Raw genomic sequence first — 17650 nt, 5'->3', positions numbered from 1 at the left:
GATGGCGTCAGGACTTGTGCGTAGTGCGAAATGCGATCCGGCTCAAGACTGCGGGCGCAGGAAGGTGCGGCTTGAGCTTGCGCCACCGCCTGGCGCTCGGACCTATGAACCGGCTCGCACGCCCGACGGGAACAAGGACCATGCCATCCATTCATACGGTCCGACTGTAGGTCCAGGTGGGCACCGTCGCCTTGCGCGCCACCGAAAAGCTTTCGGCATCGCCCAGATAACGGAACCCGCAATTCGTCAGGACACGGGCCGAGGACGCATTGTCCTGGAAGACACTCGCGAAAATCGTGCAGGAATCCTGGGGATTCGCGTCCAGAAGAGCCGTTACCGCCGCGCTTGCGAGGCCGCTGTTCCAGTAGGCGGGAGCGATCCAGTATCCGATCTCGGACTGGCTGCGATCCATGCGCGTGAGGCCGATAACGCCCATGACTTCGCCCCCGCCGATGCGCGTGCCATCCAGAACCCAGACATCCTCGGGATGCTCCGGGTCCATCACGCGGGCAATGAACGCCTCGGCTGTACCGGGGGGCATCGGATGCGGGATCGAGGACGTGAACCGCGCTACGCGCTCGTCCCCGGCATAAAGTCCCACAAGACCCGAATCCGATGCGCGGATCGGACGAAGGTCAAAGCGTTCCGTTGCGATCAGCGCTTCGGGAACAAGCTCTTCGATTTTCATGTGCTGTCTCCTCCGAAAAGCACCATCAGGTCCCAGGCCAAGGTTGCGTCGACAAAGCCGCGCACCATCCCAAGTGCAGCCTGCCTTGCCACGCGGATCGGCATCGTCCGGTCTCCTCCATTTGTCCGGAACGGATGCGGTCACGGCCTGGCACATTAAAAAGGGGACCGGCGATGTGCCGATCCCCCTGAATATCTTGCCTTGAAGGTTCGGCTTACTCGGCGGCCTCCGCCACCGGGAGAACCGAAATAAAGGTACGGCCCTTCAGGCCCTTGCGGAAATGCACGGCGCCTTCGACAGTCGCGAAAAGGGTATGGTCCTTGCCCTGCCCCACGCCGTCGCCCGGCCAGAACTTGTTGCCGCGCTGACGTACCAGGATGTTGCCGGGGATCACGGCTTCGCCGCCGTATTTCTTGACGCCAAGACGACGGCCGATCGAGTCGCGACCGTTTCTGGATGAACCGCCTGCTTTCTTATGTGCCATATCGTCTCTCCTTAGCCTTTGGCCAGTTCTTTGGCCTGTTCGACCCAGCCTTCACGCTCGATGCGGCCTTTGAAGGACAATTTCTCGTCCATCTCGGCGATGTCATCGGCGGTCCATGCCGCGATCTGGGCAAACGTGGTCACGCCTGCCTCGTGCAGTTTCTTTTCAAGCGCCGGACCCACGCCGGACAGCTTCTTCAGGTCGTCACCACCCTCGGCCTTGGCGGCTTTCTTGGGGGCAGCCTTCTTTTCCTCGGCCTTCTTCTCGGCTTTGGGTTCGGCTTTCTTGGCGACGCTCTTTTCCTTGGCTTCGTCGTTCTTCACACGCTTGGCCATCTCGGCCTGCTCGGCCTTGTTGTCGGCATAGCGGGTCTTGCCCATGCCGGCGGCCAGTGCGCTGGCGCCGACTGCAGCCTTCACGCCCGACTTGTCCGCGCCTTTTTCAAGGATTTCGGTCACGCGCAGGAGCGTCAGTTGCTGGCGATGGCCGCGCGTCCGCTGCGAGCCGTGCTTCCGGCGGCGCTTGACGAAGTTGATGACCTTGTCGCCCTTGATCTGATCGACGACCTCGGCTTGGACGGCCGCGCCTTCGATCAGCGGAACGCCGACGACCGGGCTGTCACCGCCCAGCATCAGGATCTCGTTGAACTGGACTTTCTCGCCGGCATCCGCTGCCAGCTTCTCGACGCGCAGCATATCGCCCGACTGGACCTTGTACTGCTTGCCGCCGGTTTTCAAAACCGCAAACATCTTTCGCTTCCCTTTGTCTTCCGCGTTCTGTGGCCCCGGGGTCAACCGGCGTTAGGTGCCTCGAACGGCGCGCCCCCGAGGGGCGTAAAAAAATTAAATCCCGCACGAGTCACCCCGCCGGGATGGCCGCTTATCCTAGGGGTGCGCTCCAAAGTCAAGCCTTGCACCCGCTGCAATAGCGGATTTTCAGGACCCTGGCGGCATCGGCCGACTGCCGGATGGCGTCAAAGTTCTTCGCTGCGCATGTGTTCCGCCACCGCCTGCCCCAGCAGATACGAGATTTCATCGTACATCCGGTCGTAGGCGTTGAATACGGCCGTGTTCAGAACTCGGCCCTCTGCGGTGCGGTAAAGCTCGGCGTAAGAGGCCAGTTCCTGAGCTTGCAACGGACGGTAGGCGGTCATCAGGAACGAGCCCAGCCATGCCTCGGATTCCGCGCGTATGGACGATTCCTGCGCCCAGACATCGGCCAGCATGTCGGATTCTCCCAGGTCGATGGCGCCGCCGTCGGCAAGACCGCGATAGAACATCAGGTTGGCATTCATCGCGCCCATGACATTGTATTCAACCAGGTCACTGTCGGCGATGATGGTCTCGACCTGTTTAAAAAGCTCAGTTTGCTGATCCTGCGCGTCCTGGTAGGCGTCGATCGCGGCAAGTTCGGTTTCTTCGCTCAGGAACGCTTCACGGGCGTCGATTTCGAGACCAATGATTTCCTTGCCCAGGTCGCTTTCGAAGAATGAGACCAGAGGGGCGACATCCTCTCCGTCCAGCGCGGACTCGAACCCTTGCGTGATAACCGCTTCCATCTTCTCGGCGTCATAGATACGCGACACGGTGCGATTCCAGTCGTCGGGTGACACATCGGGAAGCATCTCGGCGCCGATCTCAGCCCCGTAGCGCAAGCCTTCCTCGCGCATGATTTCGACCGTATCGCCAATCCGCATGAGCGCGATAAGCCGATCGCTGTCACTGTCCTGCGCCCGCACCGGACTGCAAAAGATCAGCGCCGCCGAAAGCGTGCCGATCACAAAAGATCCTGCACCAGTCATTGCGGTTCAGAGCTCCTGTCCAGGGTGCATTTCGGCCATGCGGGCGGCAAGGACCTCAAAGCGGTTCGCCATGATCTCGTACTGTACCGCGTTCATCAGCTGATAGACGGTCTGCATATCGGGATGCTCCAGCGCCTCAAGATAGGCCTGCAACTCGTCGTTCGAGAAATTCTGGTACGTATAGGCTGCACCGGCAAGGGCCGAGGCCCGCATCGCCTGGCGCATTTCGTCCTCGCCCGCCTTCATGGCGGCACGAAGCGCCCCTTCATCAAGGTCCTGCTCGAGAATGCCGGCATTCGATGCGGCCATCAGAAACCGGACCTGGATCTCTTGAACGGCTCGTACCGAATTTCCATCGGAATCCACCGCTTCGTTCAGATTCTGCAGGGTTTCGACCCGTTCGTCGCCCTGTTCCACCGCTTCGGCCACGAGCGCACGGCCCTCCTGCTGCTTGGCCTCGTCATCCTCTACCATGTGCGAGGCGTTCTCGGCTTCGACCAGCCGCTGCCCCAAAGGCGACGCATAGAATTCCGCGGCATGGGACAGGTGCTCGTCGCTCAGGGTTTCGGACAAGATGTCCAAGGCCATTTCCTGCATCTTTTCGGTGTCGAAAACCTGCTGTGAGACACGGCTCCAGTCCGATCCGAAGTCGCCTGTCTGCATCCCCAGCATCGCCGGCGCGTCGCCGGCCGCGAGTGCGATACTATCGAGGGCGACCCCGAACCCCGTCACCTCGAGAAAAGCCTCAAGCCTGTCGCGGTCGGCGGCACGGACCTGCATTGCGGCAAGCAGCGCAACAGCCAGAGCGGCAATGAAAACAAGGGGACGAATTGTGCGCGATAGGGTCACGATACCTCCTAGGGTCTCACGGTTTCTCTCAACCTAGGCAAAATCCGAAACGAAACAAGGCAAACCCCTTGTCACTCCGTTCAAAGGCGATTAAACGCACCCTCCAGACCCCCGCGGAGAGGTGCCGGAGTGGTCGAACGGGGCGGTCTCGAAAACCGTTGACCCTTCACGGGGTCCCAGGGTTCGAATCCCTGTCTCTCCGCCACATTTCCTTAGCTACTGTTCGTGCAACGGAAACATTGACGATATCCAGCAAGCCATTGCCCATAATGGAGCACACGCAGCAGGCTTAGGACATGAAGTACGTCAACTTGTCGCAAATTTTTGATTATATCTTCTGGCTTGTGTCGTTTAATTCCCATCTTTTGTCCCCCGCTTCCTAACTATACGCCCGGACCAATTCAGTTGGGGAAGATCGAACTTATGCAAATTCAAATAGAATAGTAATATGTCGCAGGCCGAATTGTGGGGTCGCCTATGATTGTCTCAAAGTTTCTACATTCGGAGAACCTAGACAGCTTATTGGAGGGCACCTTCCTATTCAAACGGTTTGATCAGTTTCACGATCAACCGCCACCAATAGGTGATTGGTTTGAGGGCCGCACTTCAATTGATATCCCAGATTACGCCTATCGTACTTCGCATGGGCCGACGCCCCTTGGCCCCGGATGGGTATTTGGCCCCGGCGCTACAGGATCTTCGATCAAAAATATCACGATCTTATATGAAGCCGATCTTTGTTGGATTTCATGTTTCTCGGTGGGCGTTGCAAATGACATGAGTTCGCAGATGCTTTTCAAGGAACCCAGCAACTACGACGCTGCCGCTAACCTGATGGATATTGAACGTATCGCAAGACTCATTTGGGGGAAAGGAAGGCTTCCATCAAAACGTCCAGTTCGCAGTGCTTTCACTGACCTGCAATTTGGCCGTGTTATATACTCCACCTCCGTATCACAAACGGTCACCCCGATAGGAGCGGCTTATACACCACCCAACCCATTCCAAAAGGCTAGGTTTTTCGAGTTCCAGAAGGAATACAGGTTGGTTTTGCAGCCTAAGAAAACAAAGTTCGATAAACTTCCTTCAACAATGCTTGTTACCTGTCCCCTTACTAAAAAGCTGATCAATCCAGTCATTCGATCGGGCGAGTTTATCGCTGAGTAATTCGGCGGCTTAAGTATGATTGCAGTTGCAACGGATTGGGGGAATGTACCAGCAGGAAAATTTGCTTTGCTGTTCGGTAGGTGAACTTATTTTTCACAACGAATTATGGACGTCCATTCGCATCTTTGCTGTCAATTTCAGTAGCGTAAGTCGAGTGAAGTAGTCTCCCATTTTCTTTGCCAAATTGAGATATAGACGCAGACGTTTGTCGGAATTGCGGAACGGACGTTTCGCGGCCTTCGCTAGACCAGCCCCATGTCTCGCCCGAGCATCGCCGCATGGGTGCGATTCCTGGCGCGCAATTTGCGGGACAACGTCTTGACGTGGAGCTTCACCGTTACTTCCTGGATCTCCAGATCGCGGGCGATTTCCTTGTTCAGCTTGCCCTCGGCAACCCGTCTCAGGACTTCCTGCTCGCGCGGCGTCAACGACGCGGCGTTGGCCGCGGTCGGTGCCTCTGCAAGAAAATTCTCGGGCAGAAAGGTCTCGCCAATGAGCATTTTCCGGATCGCTGTTACCAGAGCCTGAGGATCGAGCGTCTTGGGAAGAAAACCCGCGGCGCCTGCGCGCAAGGCGCGCCGGGCGATATCCGGTGGGGCTGTGCCTGACAGGATCGCAACCGGGCAACCCGACAGGGCACACATCCGGGTAAGACCGGACAGCGCCCCCATACCCGGCATTGTGTAATCCAGCAGGATCAGGTTGAACGGGCCGCGTTCGGCATTGATCTTGAGCGCCTCGTCAAGCGAGCCCGCCTGCTCGACGCGAAAACCGGCATTGGACGTCAAAAAAAACGCAATCGTGTCCCGGACGAGGTCATGGTCATCGGCCAGCAGTATCTTGTTCATGACCGTGCTCTGTTTACATTGTCGTTTTGCGCCGTGCTTCCGCGCCGGACAGGCTTCCGGCACGGGCACTCTTAAAGCTCATATCATTGCACTATGGCCGGCACCAATCCTATCGAAAGCAGAGGCTGAGCCGGCTTTCAAGCTGCTTGTCAAACGGGATACTTGTAGTCGGTACCTGCAGACGCAAAGCTCGCGGCATCACGACCGGCAGTAACGGTTATTTGATCACGCGCGCGCCGACGATGATTGCAACAGCCTCACCGCGGGGCCGGCGAATTAACTGATGTACCCGATTGATACTTGCTTGACCCTTATCAATCCAAAAAAGCTGAGCTGACAAGGAAATCTCCGGCAACTTCCACGATTGTGGATGCGCATTTCTCGCTTTGCCCACGTGCGAACCACACCAGACCGGGAGCAATTTCGCGTTCTCGGTTAATGGGGTTGGACCCTGCGCAGTGCTTGCTATTCGGTCCCGTTGGATTAACCTGCTGCAACCTTTCTGCCACGTTCGTTTTTCGAGGCGGAAAGGAGCCATGGAGCCGCCGGATGTCCGTTTTCAAACAGCTTTTGCTGATCTGCCTCCTAGGGGGGATCGGATATGGCTGCTACTGGGGTTACGAAACCTACCTGGCCCCTCCGGCGGAGGCCGCCGAAGCACGCGACTCCGGCCCGGTGACCATCGAAGTTGCGGCGGCAGAAACGCAACGTCTCTATCAGACTGTAGAAGCGGTCGGCACGACCCGGGCCGCCATCTCGATCGAGATCGTGCCCGAGTCGGACGGACGCATCGTCGAGCTTGCGATAACGCCGGGCGCCCAGGTCGAGCAGGGCGCGCTTCTTGTCAGGCTGGATGATGCGATCGAACGCGCCGACCTGGCGGAAGCCGAAGCGCGGCTGACCGAACGGCGCCAGGTGCTGGAACGGATAGAGCAGTTGCGCAGCACCAATGCTGTCAGTCAGGCGTCGCTAGAAGAGGCGGTGGCTCGTTTGGCCGAAGCCGAAGCCCAGCTTGACCGAGCTAGGCAGCGTCTCGACGACCGGACCATCCTTGCACCATTTGCCGGTGTGCTGGGCCTGGCCGAAGTGGATCGCGGCGCGCGGGTGACAAGCGACGACGTGATCACGCGCCTTGATGACCTCAGCGAGGTTGAGCTGGAATTTTCCCTGCCGGAGACACTTTTTGCACAGGTGCGGCGCGGCATGACGGTCGAAGCGCGCAGCGTGGCCTTCGACGACCACATTTTTGAAGGGCAAATCGATACCGTCGACAGCCGCATCGACCCTGTCTCGCGGGCGTTTCGCACTCGCGCCGTGATCCCCAACCCCGAAGGACTGCTGCCTGCCGGCATGTTCATGTCGCTGACCCTGACCCTGTCCGAAAGCGACGCATTGATGGTCCCTGAAGAGGCCATCGTGTTTCAGGCCGCCGAGACCTATGTTTTCGGCGTGTCCGACGGCGTCGCGATACGCACTCCGGTGCGTACAGGCCAACGTCAGGATGGCCAGGTCGCCATCTTGTCGGGATTGCAGCCGGGCCAGGAGGTCGCGATACGCGGCCTGGGCCGTCTGCGTGACGGTGCGGAAGTGAAGGTCAAGGCGGCGGAGCTGTCCCCGGACGCGTCCGAGGGCGACACATGACGTTGTCCGACATTGCGGTCCGCCGCCCTGTTCTGGCTGCCGTGGCCAGCCTCTTGATTCTCGTCTTCGGGCTGGCGTCCGTTCAGGGCATTCCGGTCCGCGAATTGCCGGACGTGGACAACGCCGTCGTGACCGTAACGACGGACTACCGCGGCGCGGCGCCCGAGGTTATCGACACCGACATAACCGAAACCCTCGAAGGTGCCGTCGCCGCGATAACCGGCCTGCGCTCCATCAGTTCGGAATCGCGCCAGGGACGCAGCCGGATCACGCTGGAGTTCGAGGCCTCGCGCGATTTGGACAACGCGGCCAACGACGTGCGCAACGCAATCGGCAGGGTCACGGGCCAGCTGCCCGAGGAAGCGGAAGAGCCGCGCGTAGTCAAATCCGACGCGGATGCCGATCCGGTCATGCGGCTGGCCGTCACGTCGGACCGGATGACCACCGCCGAGATCACCGACTATATCGACCGCTTCATCGCCGATCGGATCGCCACGGTCGACGGCGTGGCCGACCTGAACATCTATGGCGAGCGGCCGTTCGCCGTGCGCATCTGGCTCGACCGCCGCGCGCTTGCGGCCCGCAAGCTGACCGTCGCGGATGTCGAGACGGCCTTGAGGCGCAACAATCTGGAACTGCCCGCCGGAGAGGTCAAGTCACAGGACAGGCAGCTAACCGTCCGACTGAACTCGCGCCTGAGCAGTATCGAGGATTTCCGCGATGTCGTGCTGGACCGTGTCGCGGGCTTTCCCGTACGCCTGGGCGATGTGGCGCGGGTCGAGCCCGGCGTGGCCGACGACAGCACCATCGTGCGCACCGACGGAACCGATGCGGTGGGTATCGCCGTGCTGCGCCAGAGCAAATCCAACACGCTTGCCATCAGCCAGGCCGTACGTGCCGAAATCGCGGCCATCACGCCTACCCTGCCCCAAGGGATGACATTGATCGTGGGCTCGGACGACGCTCTGTTCGTCGGCGCCTCGATCCGCGAGGTATTGATCGCGTTGAGCATTTCGCTGGGGCTGGTGGTCTTGGTGATCCTCGTGTTCCTGCGCAGCCCGCGCGCCACATTGATCCCGTTCGTGGCGATCCCGGTCTCGCTGGTCGGGTGTTTCATCCTGATCGCGGCCTGGGGATTTTCGCTGAACACGCTGACGCTGTTGGCGCTGTTGCTGGCGATCGGCCTGGTGGTCGATGATGCCATCGTCGTTCTGGAAAACATACAGCGGCGCATCGAGATGGGCGAGACACCACTCGCTGCGAGCTATCGCGGCGCTCGCCAGGTGACATTCGCGGTCATCGCAACTTCGTTGACGCTGATGGCGGTTTTCGTGCCGCTCTCGTTCATGCCGGGCCAGGTCGGGCGCCTGTTCGTCGAGTTCGGCTGGGTGATGGCCGGAACGGTCGCGATTTCGACCTTCGTGGCGCTCACCGCCTGCCCGGCACTGGCGTCCAAGGTCTTGCGACAGCGCGACGGTGTGTCATCGGACGACAGCGAAAGACTGGGTTGGACGCAACGGGTCTACCAGTCCCTGCTGCGGCGGGCCGTGGGCGCGCCGCTCATCGTTCTTGCGGTTGCGCTGGCAGCGACGGGTGGCGCAGCCCTGTTCTATGACGACCTTCCACGCGAACTGGCCCCGCGCGAAGATCGCGGCGTGGGCTTCGTTCCCTTGACCGCGCCGCAGGGCAGCACTGTAGAACATTCGGATATCGCCGCGAGGCAGGTCGAGGATATCCTCGAGCCGTTGCGTCAGTCCGGCGTGATCGAGACGGTTTTCACATTTACCGGATGGGGCAACCGTCCGTGGCGATCGTTCGTGGTGTTTCGGCTGGCGCCCTGGGAACAACGCGACATGACCGTGGCGGAGGTGGTCGGCCAGATCGCGCCTCAGATGGGGGACGTGACCATCGCCCGGGGCTTTCCCGTCACGCCTGCGGGCCTGGGGCTGCGCGGCAACTCCACCCCGGTCCGCGTCGTGGTCGGCGGGCCGGATTTCGAAAGTGTAAAGGAATGGGCTGAGCTCTTGCAGGCAGAGGCCGAGACCATACCGGGTCTGGTCAATCCCGAGATCGATTTCGATCAGAACCTGCCACAACTGGACATCTCCATCGACCGCGCCCGCGCCGACGATCTGGGAATTTCGGTCGAAACCATAGCCAACACGTTGCAGACACTTCTCGCCTCGCGCGAGGTCACCGGATTTGTCAGCCGGGGACGCGAATACCCGGTCATCCTGCAAGCCGAAGAAGCCGACCGCAACACGCCCTCGGACATCGACAATATTTTCGTGCGGGCCGGTGACGGGGAAACACTTGTACCGTTGGGAGCGCTGGTGAACCTGCGCGAGAATGCCGCCGCGCCCAGCTTGCGGCGCTTCGACCGGCTGCCCTCGGTGCAGTTGTCCGGCGCGCTCGAACCCGGAGCGCAACTCGGGACCGTGCTCGACACGATCGAAACCGCGGCCCGCACCATTCTGCCCGTCCAGGCAAAGCTCGGCTACGAGGGACAATCGCGCACCTTCAAGGACACGTCCGCCGGAGTTGGATTTGTTCTGGTCCTGTCTTTGCTGATCGTGTTCCTGGTACTGGCGGCCCAGTTCGAGAGCTTCGTGCACCCTGTCACCATCATGCTGACGGTGCCTGCGGGCCTGGCCGGCGCGATCTATGCAATGGCCCTCGGGGGGCTGACGCTGAACGTCTACAGCCAGATTGGGATCATCCTGCTGGTGGGCCTTGTGGCCAAGAACGGTATCCTGATCGTGGAGTTCGCCAACCAGTTGCGCGGCGAAGGGCTGGACATACGCGAGGCGGTGATCCGGGCTGCCGCTCTGCGCCTGCGCCCGATCGTGATGACAGTGATTTCGACGATCCTTGGCGCCCTGCCCCTGGTCATGGCAACCGGCGCCGGTGCCGAGAGCCGCCAAGCGATCGGCACGGTGATCGTGGCGGGTCTATCTTTTTCGGCCGTGCTCATGCTGGTGGTGACGCCGGTGCTCTATGATCTTCTGGCCCGCTTCACCCGCCCGCAGGGCGCGTTGGAAAAACGGCTCGACCGGGATCTCTCGAAAGCCAAAGCGGCGATGTAAGTTCTATGCTGCTGGCGGGCTTTCGCGGTCCTCGGCAAATACGGCGATCATACAGCCTGTTTCGGTATGGGAGGTGTGTTCCGTACCTGGCGCGAGCCAGACCACGTCGCCCTGACGATAGACCATGCCGTCATTGTCGATAAGCTCGCCTTCCAGCATCAGGAACTCTTCGGCGCCGCCATGACGATGCGGCGTGGTGCGCGCGCCAGGTTCCATGCGGTAAATGTAAAATCCCACATCCCGTGGCAGGTCGGTGTTGAGCTTCAACATCGACGTGCCGGGTTCGGTGACAGGGTCATAGGGCTGAAACGCATCGTCGTCCCGGATATTGGCGACGCGACGTTCATCTTTCTGAATCGGTTTCATGCAGCCTCCTTGGCGGTCCCGAACGAGAAGATAGGCGAATCGCGACGATTCACAAAGCGCCAGTTCGACGATGTGCGCGACGCCACGCGCTGGTTGTTTGCAAGTCTGAGCCGCCGGCAACCGACAGGGTCAGCCGACCTGTTTGGACTCGCCCGCTTTGATCCCGCAGGTTCATGCTGAGGCCGACAGAGATGCCCGAGCCTGGTCTCGCCGGCGAATGAAACGTTGGAAGCTGGGTTGCGATGCTTGAAGACGCCAGTTTGGCCCGCCGCACGACCGCACCGGCTCCGTGCGTCCAAGTCGAACCCGGGGCGCTCGCCGGCCTCTTCTTTGATTGGCACGAGTTCCACCACAGACGCCAGCTTGACGCGCCGACACATTTTCCCGAACAGTCGCACTGTCAGCAAAGGAGCCTGCCCTTGACGCACGACCCCCTTCTCCAGCCGTTTCAACTCAAGCATCTGACGCTGAAAAACCGGCTGATGATCACCAGTCACGAACCGGCGTACCCCGAGGACGGCCTGCCCACCGAGCGCTATCGAGCCTATCACGTCGAGCGTGCGCGAGGCGGCGTTGCATTGACCATGACGGCAGGTTCCGCCGTCGTGTCCCGCGACAGCCCGCCGGCTTTCAACAATATCCTGGCCTACCGAGACGAGGTCGTGCCGCACATGAAGGCGCTGAGCGACGCGTGCCACGACCATGGATGCGCGGTGATGATTCAGTTGACACACCTCGGTTGGCGCACGCGCTGGGACAAGGGAGATTGGTTGCCCAGCCTGGCACCCGGACACACCCGCGAACCCGCGCACCGGGCATACCCCAAGAAGATGGAAGACTGGGATATCGCGCGCATCATCCAGGACTATGCCGATGCGGCCGAGCGGATGCAGGCGGCCGGTCTGGACGGGATCGAACTCGAGGCATACGGCCACCTGATGGATGCCTTCTGGTCCTCGCAATTGAATCACCTCGATGGGCCGTATGGCGGCGAAAACTTCGACAACCGGCTGCGCTTTACCATGGACGTCCTGTCTGCCATCCGGGCACGTGTCGGGGATGAATTCATAGTCGGCATGCGCTACGTCGCTGACGAGGACAAGCAGGGCGGCCTCACCCGGGATGACGGGATCGAGATTACCAAGCGACTCAAGTCCTGCGGAATGGTCGATTTTCTGAACGTCATCCGTGGCCATGTCGCAACGGATGCCGCTCTGACGGACGTGATCCCGGTTCAGGGCATGCGGTCCAGTCCGCATCTGGACTTTGCCGGCGAGATACGCGCCGAGGCGCAGATTCCGACCTTTCACGCGTCAAAAATACAGGACGTGGCGACCGCCCGCCATGCCATCGCCACCGGCAAACTTGACATGGTCGGGATGACTCGTGCCCATATCGCCGAGCCGCATATCATCGCCAAGATCATGCGCGGAGAAGAGGAGCGTATCCGACCTTGCGTGGGCGCGAACTACTGCCTTGACCGGATCTATCAAGGTGGCATGGCACTTTGCCTTCACAACCCTGCCACGGGTCGCGAGACCGAGCAGCCTCACGAGGTCCCGCCTGCGGACACCCGCCGCAGAGTGCTGGTCGTCGGCGCTGGCCCGGCCGGTCTGGAAGCCGCCCGTGTATCGGCGGCGCGCGGGCACGAGGTCGTCGTGCACGAGGCCGCAAACGATCCCGGCGGGCAGGTTCGCCTGACCGCGCAGACAGACCGTCGAAAGGAAATGATGCAACTGATCCAGTGGCGCTTCGAGGAATGTCAACGCTTGGGCGTTTCCTTTCGTTTCAACTCGTTGGCTGACGCAGACACCGTGCGAGACCACGCGCCCGATGTCGCGATCATTGCCACGGGTGGATTGCCCCACAGCGAGGTTCCGGGCGGCGGCGAAGACCTGGTGATCACCGCCTGGGACATCCTGTCGGGTGACGCGCAGCCGGGCAGCAACGTGCTGATCTACGACGAGGCAGGTGATTTCGCCGCGCTCCAGGCCGCCGAGAAAATCGCCGCGACCGGCGCGAAGGTCGAGATCATGACCCGCGACCGCAGTTTCTCGCCCGAGGTCATGGGCATGTCCCTGACACCATCCATGCGGACCCTTCAGAAACACGACGTGACGTTCACGGTGATGTGGCGGCTTGACGCCGTTCGCCGCGAGGGCAACGCCCTTCTGGCCACGATCGGCAGTGATTACGGAGGCGTGCATCGCGAACGCAAAGTCGATCAGGTTGTCGTCAATCACGGGACGCGCCCGCTCGACGATCTCTATTTCGATCTGCGTCCCGGATCGTCCAATCTGGGGGAAGTCGATTACGACGCGCTGATCGAGGGCCGCGCGCAGGATCTGACGCGAAACCGGGACGGCGCCTATCGCTTGTTCCGCATCGGAGACGCCGTGGCCTCGCGCAATACCCACGCGGCGATCTTCGACGCGCTGCGGCTGTGCAAGGCGCTGTGACATGCGGTCGGTCAGGACGATCCATGTCGTGTCCGCCCATGCCGAAGGTGAGGTGGGCGATGTCATCGTCGACGGCGTTCTGCCCCCGCCCGGCGATACCATCTGGCAGCAAGGCCGCTGGATCGCTGGCCTTGTGCCCGTCGCGGAAACCCATGTCGGCAAGCGCAGGCGGTCCAGTGAGTCCTGCCGTGCGATGGATGGCTCCAGGCCGTGAAAGGGTCCGGCAGGTCGCTTGAGAGCCGGCGCCGCGCGACGTTGGATAACTCGGCGGAGCTCTCATGGTATCCGGTGTTCATCGTTGCGTTCGTTGTCACCCACCCGAAGAAACCTATCCGGTTCTCGGCGGTGGGGAATCTACGCACGGCGGCAGCCCGTGGTTCGAGCAAGGTTCAGGGAACCTTTCTAAACCCTACGGGCTTTCGTCGCCCTACGCAATCCGGGTCCGACCCGCTTTCTGCCTTTTGGTTGCAGAACAAACCTGGGAAGGCAAGTGCGTGGAGTCTTTGGCGCGCGGACGTCGATTTGTCAGGGTAACGCCGATAATCGTTGGGTATGGCAAGTGGCGGAGAGACAGGGATTCGAACCCTGGAGACGGTTTCCCGCCTACACGCGTTCCAGGCGTGCGCCTTCGACCACTCGGCCACCTCTCCGGTCAGGCCTCTTTATCGTCAGCGACAAGTCCAGTTCAAGCGCTTTCTTGCGCGTGACCGCGCCCTCGGAGCAAGGCCGATCAACGGCCGTCTCCCGCTCCACCGCCGCCATCGGCGTCGCCGTCCATGTCCGGTGGCTCGTCCTTTTGGCGTGGGGCGGTCGGAAAGTTCGGGCTGGACGGCTTGGTGGCTTGCGCCGCCACCCCGTCTTCGCGGGTCCCACCGTTCAGGACTTCGGCGTTGCGGATCCAGATGTCGCGCTGGGCGAACGGTATTTCTATCCCGGCTTCCGCGAAACGGTGTGCAATCTGATGGTTCATCTCCGAATGAACGGTCAGGATATAGTTGACGTCGCGCAGAATCGCGCGGATCTCGAAATCCAGTGAATCGGCACCGAAACCGCGGAACACCACGAAGGGCGGCGGGTTCAACAACACCAGCGGGTGCGCCTCCGCGATTTCCTGCAGGATCCTGTCGACCATCTGGGTGTCGGTTCCATAGGCCACGCCAACCGGCACGATAAGTCGCCCGACGGTGTTGCCGCGGGTATAGTTTGTCACACGCCCCGAAACCAGATCGGCATTCGGGACAATAACATCCGAGCGGTCAAAGGTCTGGATGATCGTCGAGCGCACCGAGATATCCTTGACGTTGCCGTGAATGCCGCCGACCTCGATCCAATCGCCTTCGGAAATGGGACGCTCCACCAACAGAATGATACCGCTGACAAAATTGGACACCACGTTCTGCAGACCGAACCCGATACCGACGGACAATGCCCCGGCGACATAGCCGAGCGCGGTAAGGTCGATGCCCGCGCTGGTAATGGCGATCACGGCTGCAAGGAATATCCCGACATACCCCACGCCGGACAGGATGGCATGGCGGCCCCCGGTGTCGATCCTGGTCTTGGGCAGGATGGTATTCTTCAGCGCCCCTTGCAAAAGGCGCGTGGCGAAATAGCCCAGCACAAATATGAACGCGAATGTAAGGAATATCGTGGGCGATATCCGCGTCTCACCGATAAAGAACCCTTCGGCGGCCCGGCTGTAGAGTTCCGTCAGGTCTGCAACCCGAGCGCCCCACAAAAGCGCGAAAATCGGCAGCGAGAGAACAACCAGAACCACCCCGACCAGGATCGGGATCAAAGACTCGGCCGCACCGGCACGGTTCTTGGTGATAAGGACGTAGACCTCGACCACGACACGCTGCAGCACAAGCAGCATCGCCAGAAGCTCGATCGAACCCAGCGACGGATACAGCAGGGCCTGCGCCAGCCGGAAATAGCCCACCGCGCCGAGCACCGGCACAATGATGGCCAGTGCGGTCATGAGAAAGGCGAGGATGCCGGTCATGCGCGAGCGGTAGGTTTCCTCGCCGTCATCCTCGGCATCGGCTCTTACATGCTCGCGCAACAGATTTGCAATCCGGAAGACCAAGAGGCAGCACAAGACCATCAGAGGGTACAGGATCACGACCGAGGCAGGCCTGCTCCATTGCGCGATCTCGCCCACCTGTTGCAGAAAGAAACTGCCCGCGGCCAAACCGCCGAGAAGCATCCCGTAGAATCGCCCCTTGCGGCGGCTCTGCTGCGACAGGTTCAGGGGTAACGTGCGCGCCTCCTTTGCCGGGAAAACGCGCGAGGCAAGCCAACGCGCCAGAAGGAATGCGAAGACCAGCGGCCCGAACACGTCCAGAATCCGCCCGCCGCGCAATCCCACGAAGCCACTGCTTGAAAGCGCTTCGATCAGGAAATAGACCCCGAAAAAGGGCAGGAACAGGCTTCCCATCGAGACGATGAAACCGACGATCCAGCGCGCCGCGCCCGGGTCTTCTCCCAGTATCTTGCGCGTCAGGGCATGAGTCCATTTTCGTCCCCTGCCGACCAGCACCAGGCCGATCGCCGACAAGACGAGGATGACCGGAATATCCTTCCTGGTTTCATCGCGCTGGATCGGATTGCGCCAGGCTGCGTCGGCTTCGGATCTGAGGGCTGCGAACGTACTGCCGAGCGCCGCCAGCCCTTCCGGCCAATGGACCGGGTTCAGCGGAGACGGCCCGAATTGCATGATCTCGTCTCGCTGACGTTCCCGGATGATAGCGTCGATCCCTTGGATCAATCCGTCGGCGCGGGTATGAGCCAGTTCGGCCAAGCGTACAGGTTCACGCAGCCGCGCCATACGATCGTTGAGAAGCTTTCGCGCCGCGGCAATTTCCGCAACTTCCGACTCGCCTTCCTCGGGTGGCGGACCCAGGGCTTCGAGTTGCCGCGTCACTGTCTGTATCGCGTTTCGATTGGTGTCCTGCTCGTCCAGGAACCGCTGTCGCCAATCCGCCAGGTCGCTGCGCAGGGTCTCCAGCGCGTTGGTCGAAGCGCGACCGGCCTCGATCGCTTCGTCGGCGCGGGATGCCACCCGGTCCCATGCGTCGTAGTCAATCTCGGAGGATGACCGCTGCGACTGTGCCATGGCGGGCGGCGCAGTCGCGAGAAGTGACAAGGTAACCGGGGCGGCAAGCCCGGACATCAACAGCGCTACGGCGATCAGGCAGCGCATGAGGTGGGTCATTCGACAAAGACCCCGGGAATGCTGCGCGGCGCCTCGGTCAGCCAGCCGGGTGTCGGCAGGTTTTTCTCACGCAGGAATTCCGGGTTGAAGAGCTTGGACTGGTAGCGCGTGCCATAGTCGCACAGAATGGTGACGATCGTGTGCCCCGGCCCCATGTCGCGGGCCATTCGGATTGCTCCTGCCACGTTCACCCCGGTAGAGGCTCCCATGCACAGCCCCTCATGTTCAAGCAGGTCGAAGACAATCGGCAAAGCCTCTTCGTCCGGTATCTGGTAGGCGAAATCAGGGGTGAAGCCTTCGAGGTTGGCGGTAATCCGCGCCTGACCGATGCCTTCGGCTATTGAACTGCCCTCGGCTTCCAGTTCGCCGGTCGTGTACCACGAATAGAGCTTTGCTCCCATCGGGTCGGCGATACCCATCTTGACGCCCTTGGACTGAAGCGCCATCGAAACGCCCGCCAATGTGCCGCCCGACCCGCAAGCACAGATGAAGCCGTCGACCTTGCCATTCGTCTGGTCCCAAATCTCGGGGCCGGTGGTTTCGACATGGGCCTGACGGTTGGCGGTGTTGTCGAACTGGTTGGCCCAGATTACGCCCTTCTCGGCGGTCTCCGACAGCTTCTGCGCCAGCCGCTCGGAGTAGCGCACGAAATTGTTGGGGTTCGAATAGGGCGCGGCCGGAACCTGAACAAGCTCTGCGCCGGCAAGCGTCAGCATGTCCTTCTTTTCCTGGCTTTGCGTTTCCGGGATCACGATCACGGTCTTGAAACCCATGGACGCGCCAACCAGCGCCAGCCCTATGCCGGTGTTACCGGCCGTTCCTTCGACGATTGTCCCGCCCGGTTTGAGATCACCGCGAGCGACAGCATCCGTGATGATCGACAGTGCGGCCCGATCCTTGACCGACTGGCCGGGATTCAGGAACTCGGCTTTGCCATAGATGTCGCAGCCGGTTTCTTCGCTGGCCTTGCGCAACTTGATGAGGGGGGTGTTTCCGACCGCGTCGGCCAGATCCTTGGCGATCCGCATCGCTGAGGCTCCTTAA

At 61.1% G+C, this 17650-nt stretch carries 13 protein-coding genes, 2 tRNA genes and 1 pseudogene; 6 read left to right on the top strand and 10 right to left on the bottom strand.

The features are described 5' to 3' along the window. Positions 1 to 151: 151 nt before the first annotated feature. The 5 genes from KUV49_RS11830 to KUV49_RS11810 all read right to left on the bottom strand — a co-directional run bounded on the left by KUV49_RS11830 (position 152) and on the right by KUV49_RS11810 (position 3753). A complete protein-coding gene (locus KUV49_RS11830) occupies positions 152 to 688 on the bottom strand; it encodes a GNAT family N-acetyltransferase (RefSeq protein WP_222450118.1) in 537 nt (178 codons plus the stop codon). Between the two features lie 214 nt (positions 689 to 902). Next, positions 903 to 1172, bottom strand: a complete 270-nt coding sequence (gene rpmA / locus KUV49_RS11825; RefSeq protein WP_152492328.1) for a 50S ribosomal protein L27 — start codon at positions 1170 to 1172, stop codon at positions 903 to 905. 11 nt (positions 1173 to 1183) lie between these two features. Continuing rightward, on the bottom strand, positions 1184 to 1921 hold the full coding sequence (locus tag KUV49_RS11820; RefSeq protein ID WP_222450117.1) for a 50S ribosomal protein L21: 738 nt from the start codon (positions 1919 to 1921) through the stop codon (positions 1184 to 1186). Positions 1922 to 2145: 224 nt separating this feature from the next. Further along, positions 2146 to 2952: a DUF2059 domain-containing protein gene (locus KUV49_RS11815; RefSeq protein ID WP_222450116.1), complete on the bottom strand. Its 807-nt coding sequence runs from the start codon at positions 2950 to 2952 to the stop codon at positions 2146 to 2148. 27 nt (positions 2953 to 2979) lie between these two features. Then, positions 2980 to 3753 (bottom strand): DUF2059 domain-containing protein, encoded by a 774-nt coding sequence (locus KUV49_RS11810; protein ID WP_222450115.1) that lies wholly within the window; start codon positions 3751 to 3753, stop codon positions 2980 to 2982. A 184-nt stretch (positions 3754 to 3937) separates the two neighbouring features. Here KUV49_RS11810 and KUV49_RS11805 point away from each other — a divergent pair. Both KUV49_RS11805 and KUV49_RS11800 read left to right on the top strand, forming a co-directional pair. Further along, positions 3938 to 4027 (top strand) — tRNA-Ser (locus KUV49_RS11805). A gap of 272 nt (positions 4028 to 4299) precedes the next feature. Next, the gene (locus KUV49_RS11800) at positions 4300 to 4989 is read left to right on the top strand and encodes a hypothetical protein (RefSeq protein ID WP_222450114.1); all 690 of its coding nucleotides are present in this window, start codon (positions 4300 to 4302) and stop codon (positions 4987 to 4989) included. A gap of 242 nt (positions 4990 to 5231) precedes the next feature. Here the strand turns inward: KUV49_RS11800 and KUV49_RS11795 are convergent, their stop codons facing one another. Continuing rightward, positions 5232 to 5837: a response regulator transcription factor gene (locus tag KUV49_RS11795; RefSeq protein ID WP_222450113.1), complete on the bottom strand. Its 606-nt coding sequence runs from the start codon at positions 5835 to 5837 to the stop codon at positions 5232 to 5234. A 549-nt stretch (positions 5838 to 6386) separates the two neighbouring features. Between KUV49_RS11795 and KUV49_RS11790 the strand changes: the two genes are divergently transcribed. Together KUV49_RS11790 and KUV49_RS11785 are read left to right on the top strand one after the other, a co-directional pair. Continuing rightward, positions 6387 to 7478: an efflux RND transporter periplasmic adaptor subunit gene (locus KUV49_RS11790; protein ID WP_222450112.1), complete on the top strand. Its 1092-nt coding sequence runs from the start codon at positions 6387 to 6389 to the stop codon at positions 7476 to 7478. Next, a complete protein-coding gene (locus KUV49_RS11785) occupies positions 7475 to 10564 on the top strand; it encodes an efflux RND transporter permease subunit (RefSeq protein ID WP_222450111.1) in 3090 nt (1029 codons plus the stop codon). The genes KUV49_RS11790 and KUV49_RS11785 overlap by 4 nt, the downstream gene beginning before the upstream one ends. Before the next feature lie 3 nt (positions 10565 to 10567). Here the strand turns inward: KUV49_RS11785 and KUV49_RS11780 are convergent, their stop codons facing one another. Then, a complete protein-coding gene (locus KUV49_RS11780; RefSeq protein ID WP_222450110.1) occupies positions 10568 to 10930 on the bottom strand; it encodes a cupin domain-containing protein in 363 nt (120 codons plus the stop codon). A 419-nt stretch (positions 10931 to 11349) separates the two neighbouring features. Between KUV49_RS11780 and KUV49_RS11775 the strand changes: the two genes are divergently transcribed. Continuing rightward, positions 11350 to 13389: an NADH:flavin oxidoreductase gene (locus KUV49_RS11775; protein ID WP_222450981.1), complete on the top strand. Its 2040-nt coding sequence runs from the start codon at positions 11350 to 11352 to the stop codon at positions 13387 to 13389. A gap of 1 nt (position 13390) precedes the next feature. Beyond that, positions 13391 to 13516 (top strand): annotated as a pseudogene (locus KUV49_RS21720) (proline racemase family protein); the annotation flags it as partial. 433 nt (positions 13517 to 13949) lie between these two features. Here KUV49_RS21720 and KUV49_RS11765 read toward each other — a convergent pair. From KUV49_RS11765 to KUV49_RS11755, 3 genes are all read right to left on the bottom strand, one after another. After that, a tRNA-Ser gene (locus tag KUV49_RS11765) sits at positions 13950 to 14039 on the bottom strand. Between the two features lie 80 nt (positions 14040 to 14119). Next, on the bottom strand, positions 14120 to 16606 hold the full coding sequence (locus KUV49_RS11760; protein WP_222450109.1) for a DUF3772 domain-containing protein: 2487 nt from the start codon (positions 16604 to 16606) through the stop codon (positions 14120 to 14122). After that, positions 16603 to 17634 (bottom strand): cysteine synthase A, encoded by a 1032-nt coding sequence (locus tag KUV49_RS11755; RefSeq protein WP_222450108.1) that lies wholly within the window; start codon positions 17632 to 17634, stop codon positions 16603 to 16605. The genes KUV49_RS11760 and KUV49_RS11755 overlap by 4 nt, the downstream gene beginning before the upstream one ends. Positions 17635 to 17650 lie beyond the last annotated feature (16 nt).

Origin of the sequence: Roseovarius atlanticus (genome assembly GCF_019802205.1) — a bacterium.
GTDB lineage: Bacteria > Pseudomonadota > Alphaproteobacteria > Rhodobacterales > Rhodobacteraceae > Roseovarius > Roseovarius atlanticus_A.
Note: the sequence above shows the minus strand (reverse complement) of the source record. Positions and strands in the feature narration are given on the sequence as shown.

What these genes read in the sequence shown, in the direction of transcription:
- KUV49_RS11830 (WP_222450118.1), bottom strand. Translation starts at nt 688, where the DNA reads ATGAAAATCGAAGAGCTTGTTCCCGAAGCGCTGATCGCAACGGAACGC.
- rpmA (WP_152492328.1), bottom strand. Translation starts at nt 1,172, where the DNA reads ATGGCACATAAGAAAGCAGGCGGTTCATCCAGAAACGGTCGCGACTCG.
- KUV49_RS11820 (WP_222450117.1), bottom strand. Translation starts at nt 1,921, where the DNA reads ATGTTTGCGGTTTTGAAAACCGGCGGCAAGCAGTACAAGGTCCAGTCG.
- KUV49_RS11810 (WP_222450115.1), bottom strand. Translation starts at nt 3,753, where the DNA reads ATGCAGGTCCGTGCCGCCGACCGCGACAGGCTTGAGGCTTTTCTCGAG.
- KUV49_RS11800 (WP_222450114.1), top strand. Translation starts at nt 4,300, where the DNA reads ATGATTGTCTCAAAGTTTCTACATTCGGAGAACCTAGACAGCTTATTG.
- KUV49_RS11795 (WP_222450113.1), bottom strand. Translation starts at nt 5,837, where the DNA reads ATGAACAAGATACTGCTGGCCGATGACCATGACCTCGTCCGGGACACG.
- KUV49_RS11790 (WP_222450112.1), top strand. Translation starts at nt 6,387, where the DNA reads ATGTCCGTTTTCAAACAGCTTTTGCTGATCTGCCTCCTAGGGGGGATC.
- KUV49_RS11785 (WP_222450111.1), top strand. Translation starts at nt 7,475, where the DNA reads ATGACGTTGTCCGACATTGCGGTCCGCCGCCCTGTTCTGGCTGCCGTG.
- KUV49_RS11780 (WP_222450110.1), bottom strand. Translation starts at nt 10,930, where the DNA reads ATGAAACCGATTCAGAAAGATGAACGTCGCGTCGCCAATATCCGGGAC.
- KUV49_RS11760 (WP_222450109.1), bottom strand. Translation starts at nt 16,606, where the DNA reads ATGACCCACCTCATGCGCTGCCTGATCGCCGTAGCGCTGTTGATGTCC.
- KUV49_RS11755 (WP_222450108.1), bottom strand. Translation starts at nt 17,634, where the DNA reads ATGCGGATCGCCAAGGATCTGGCCGACGCGGTCGGAAACACCCCCCTC.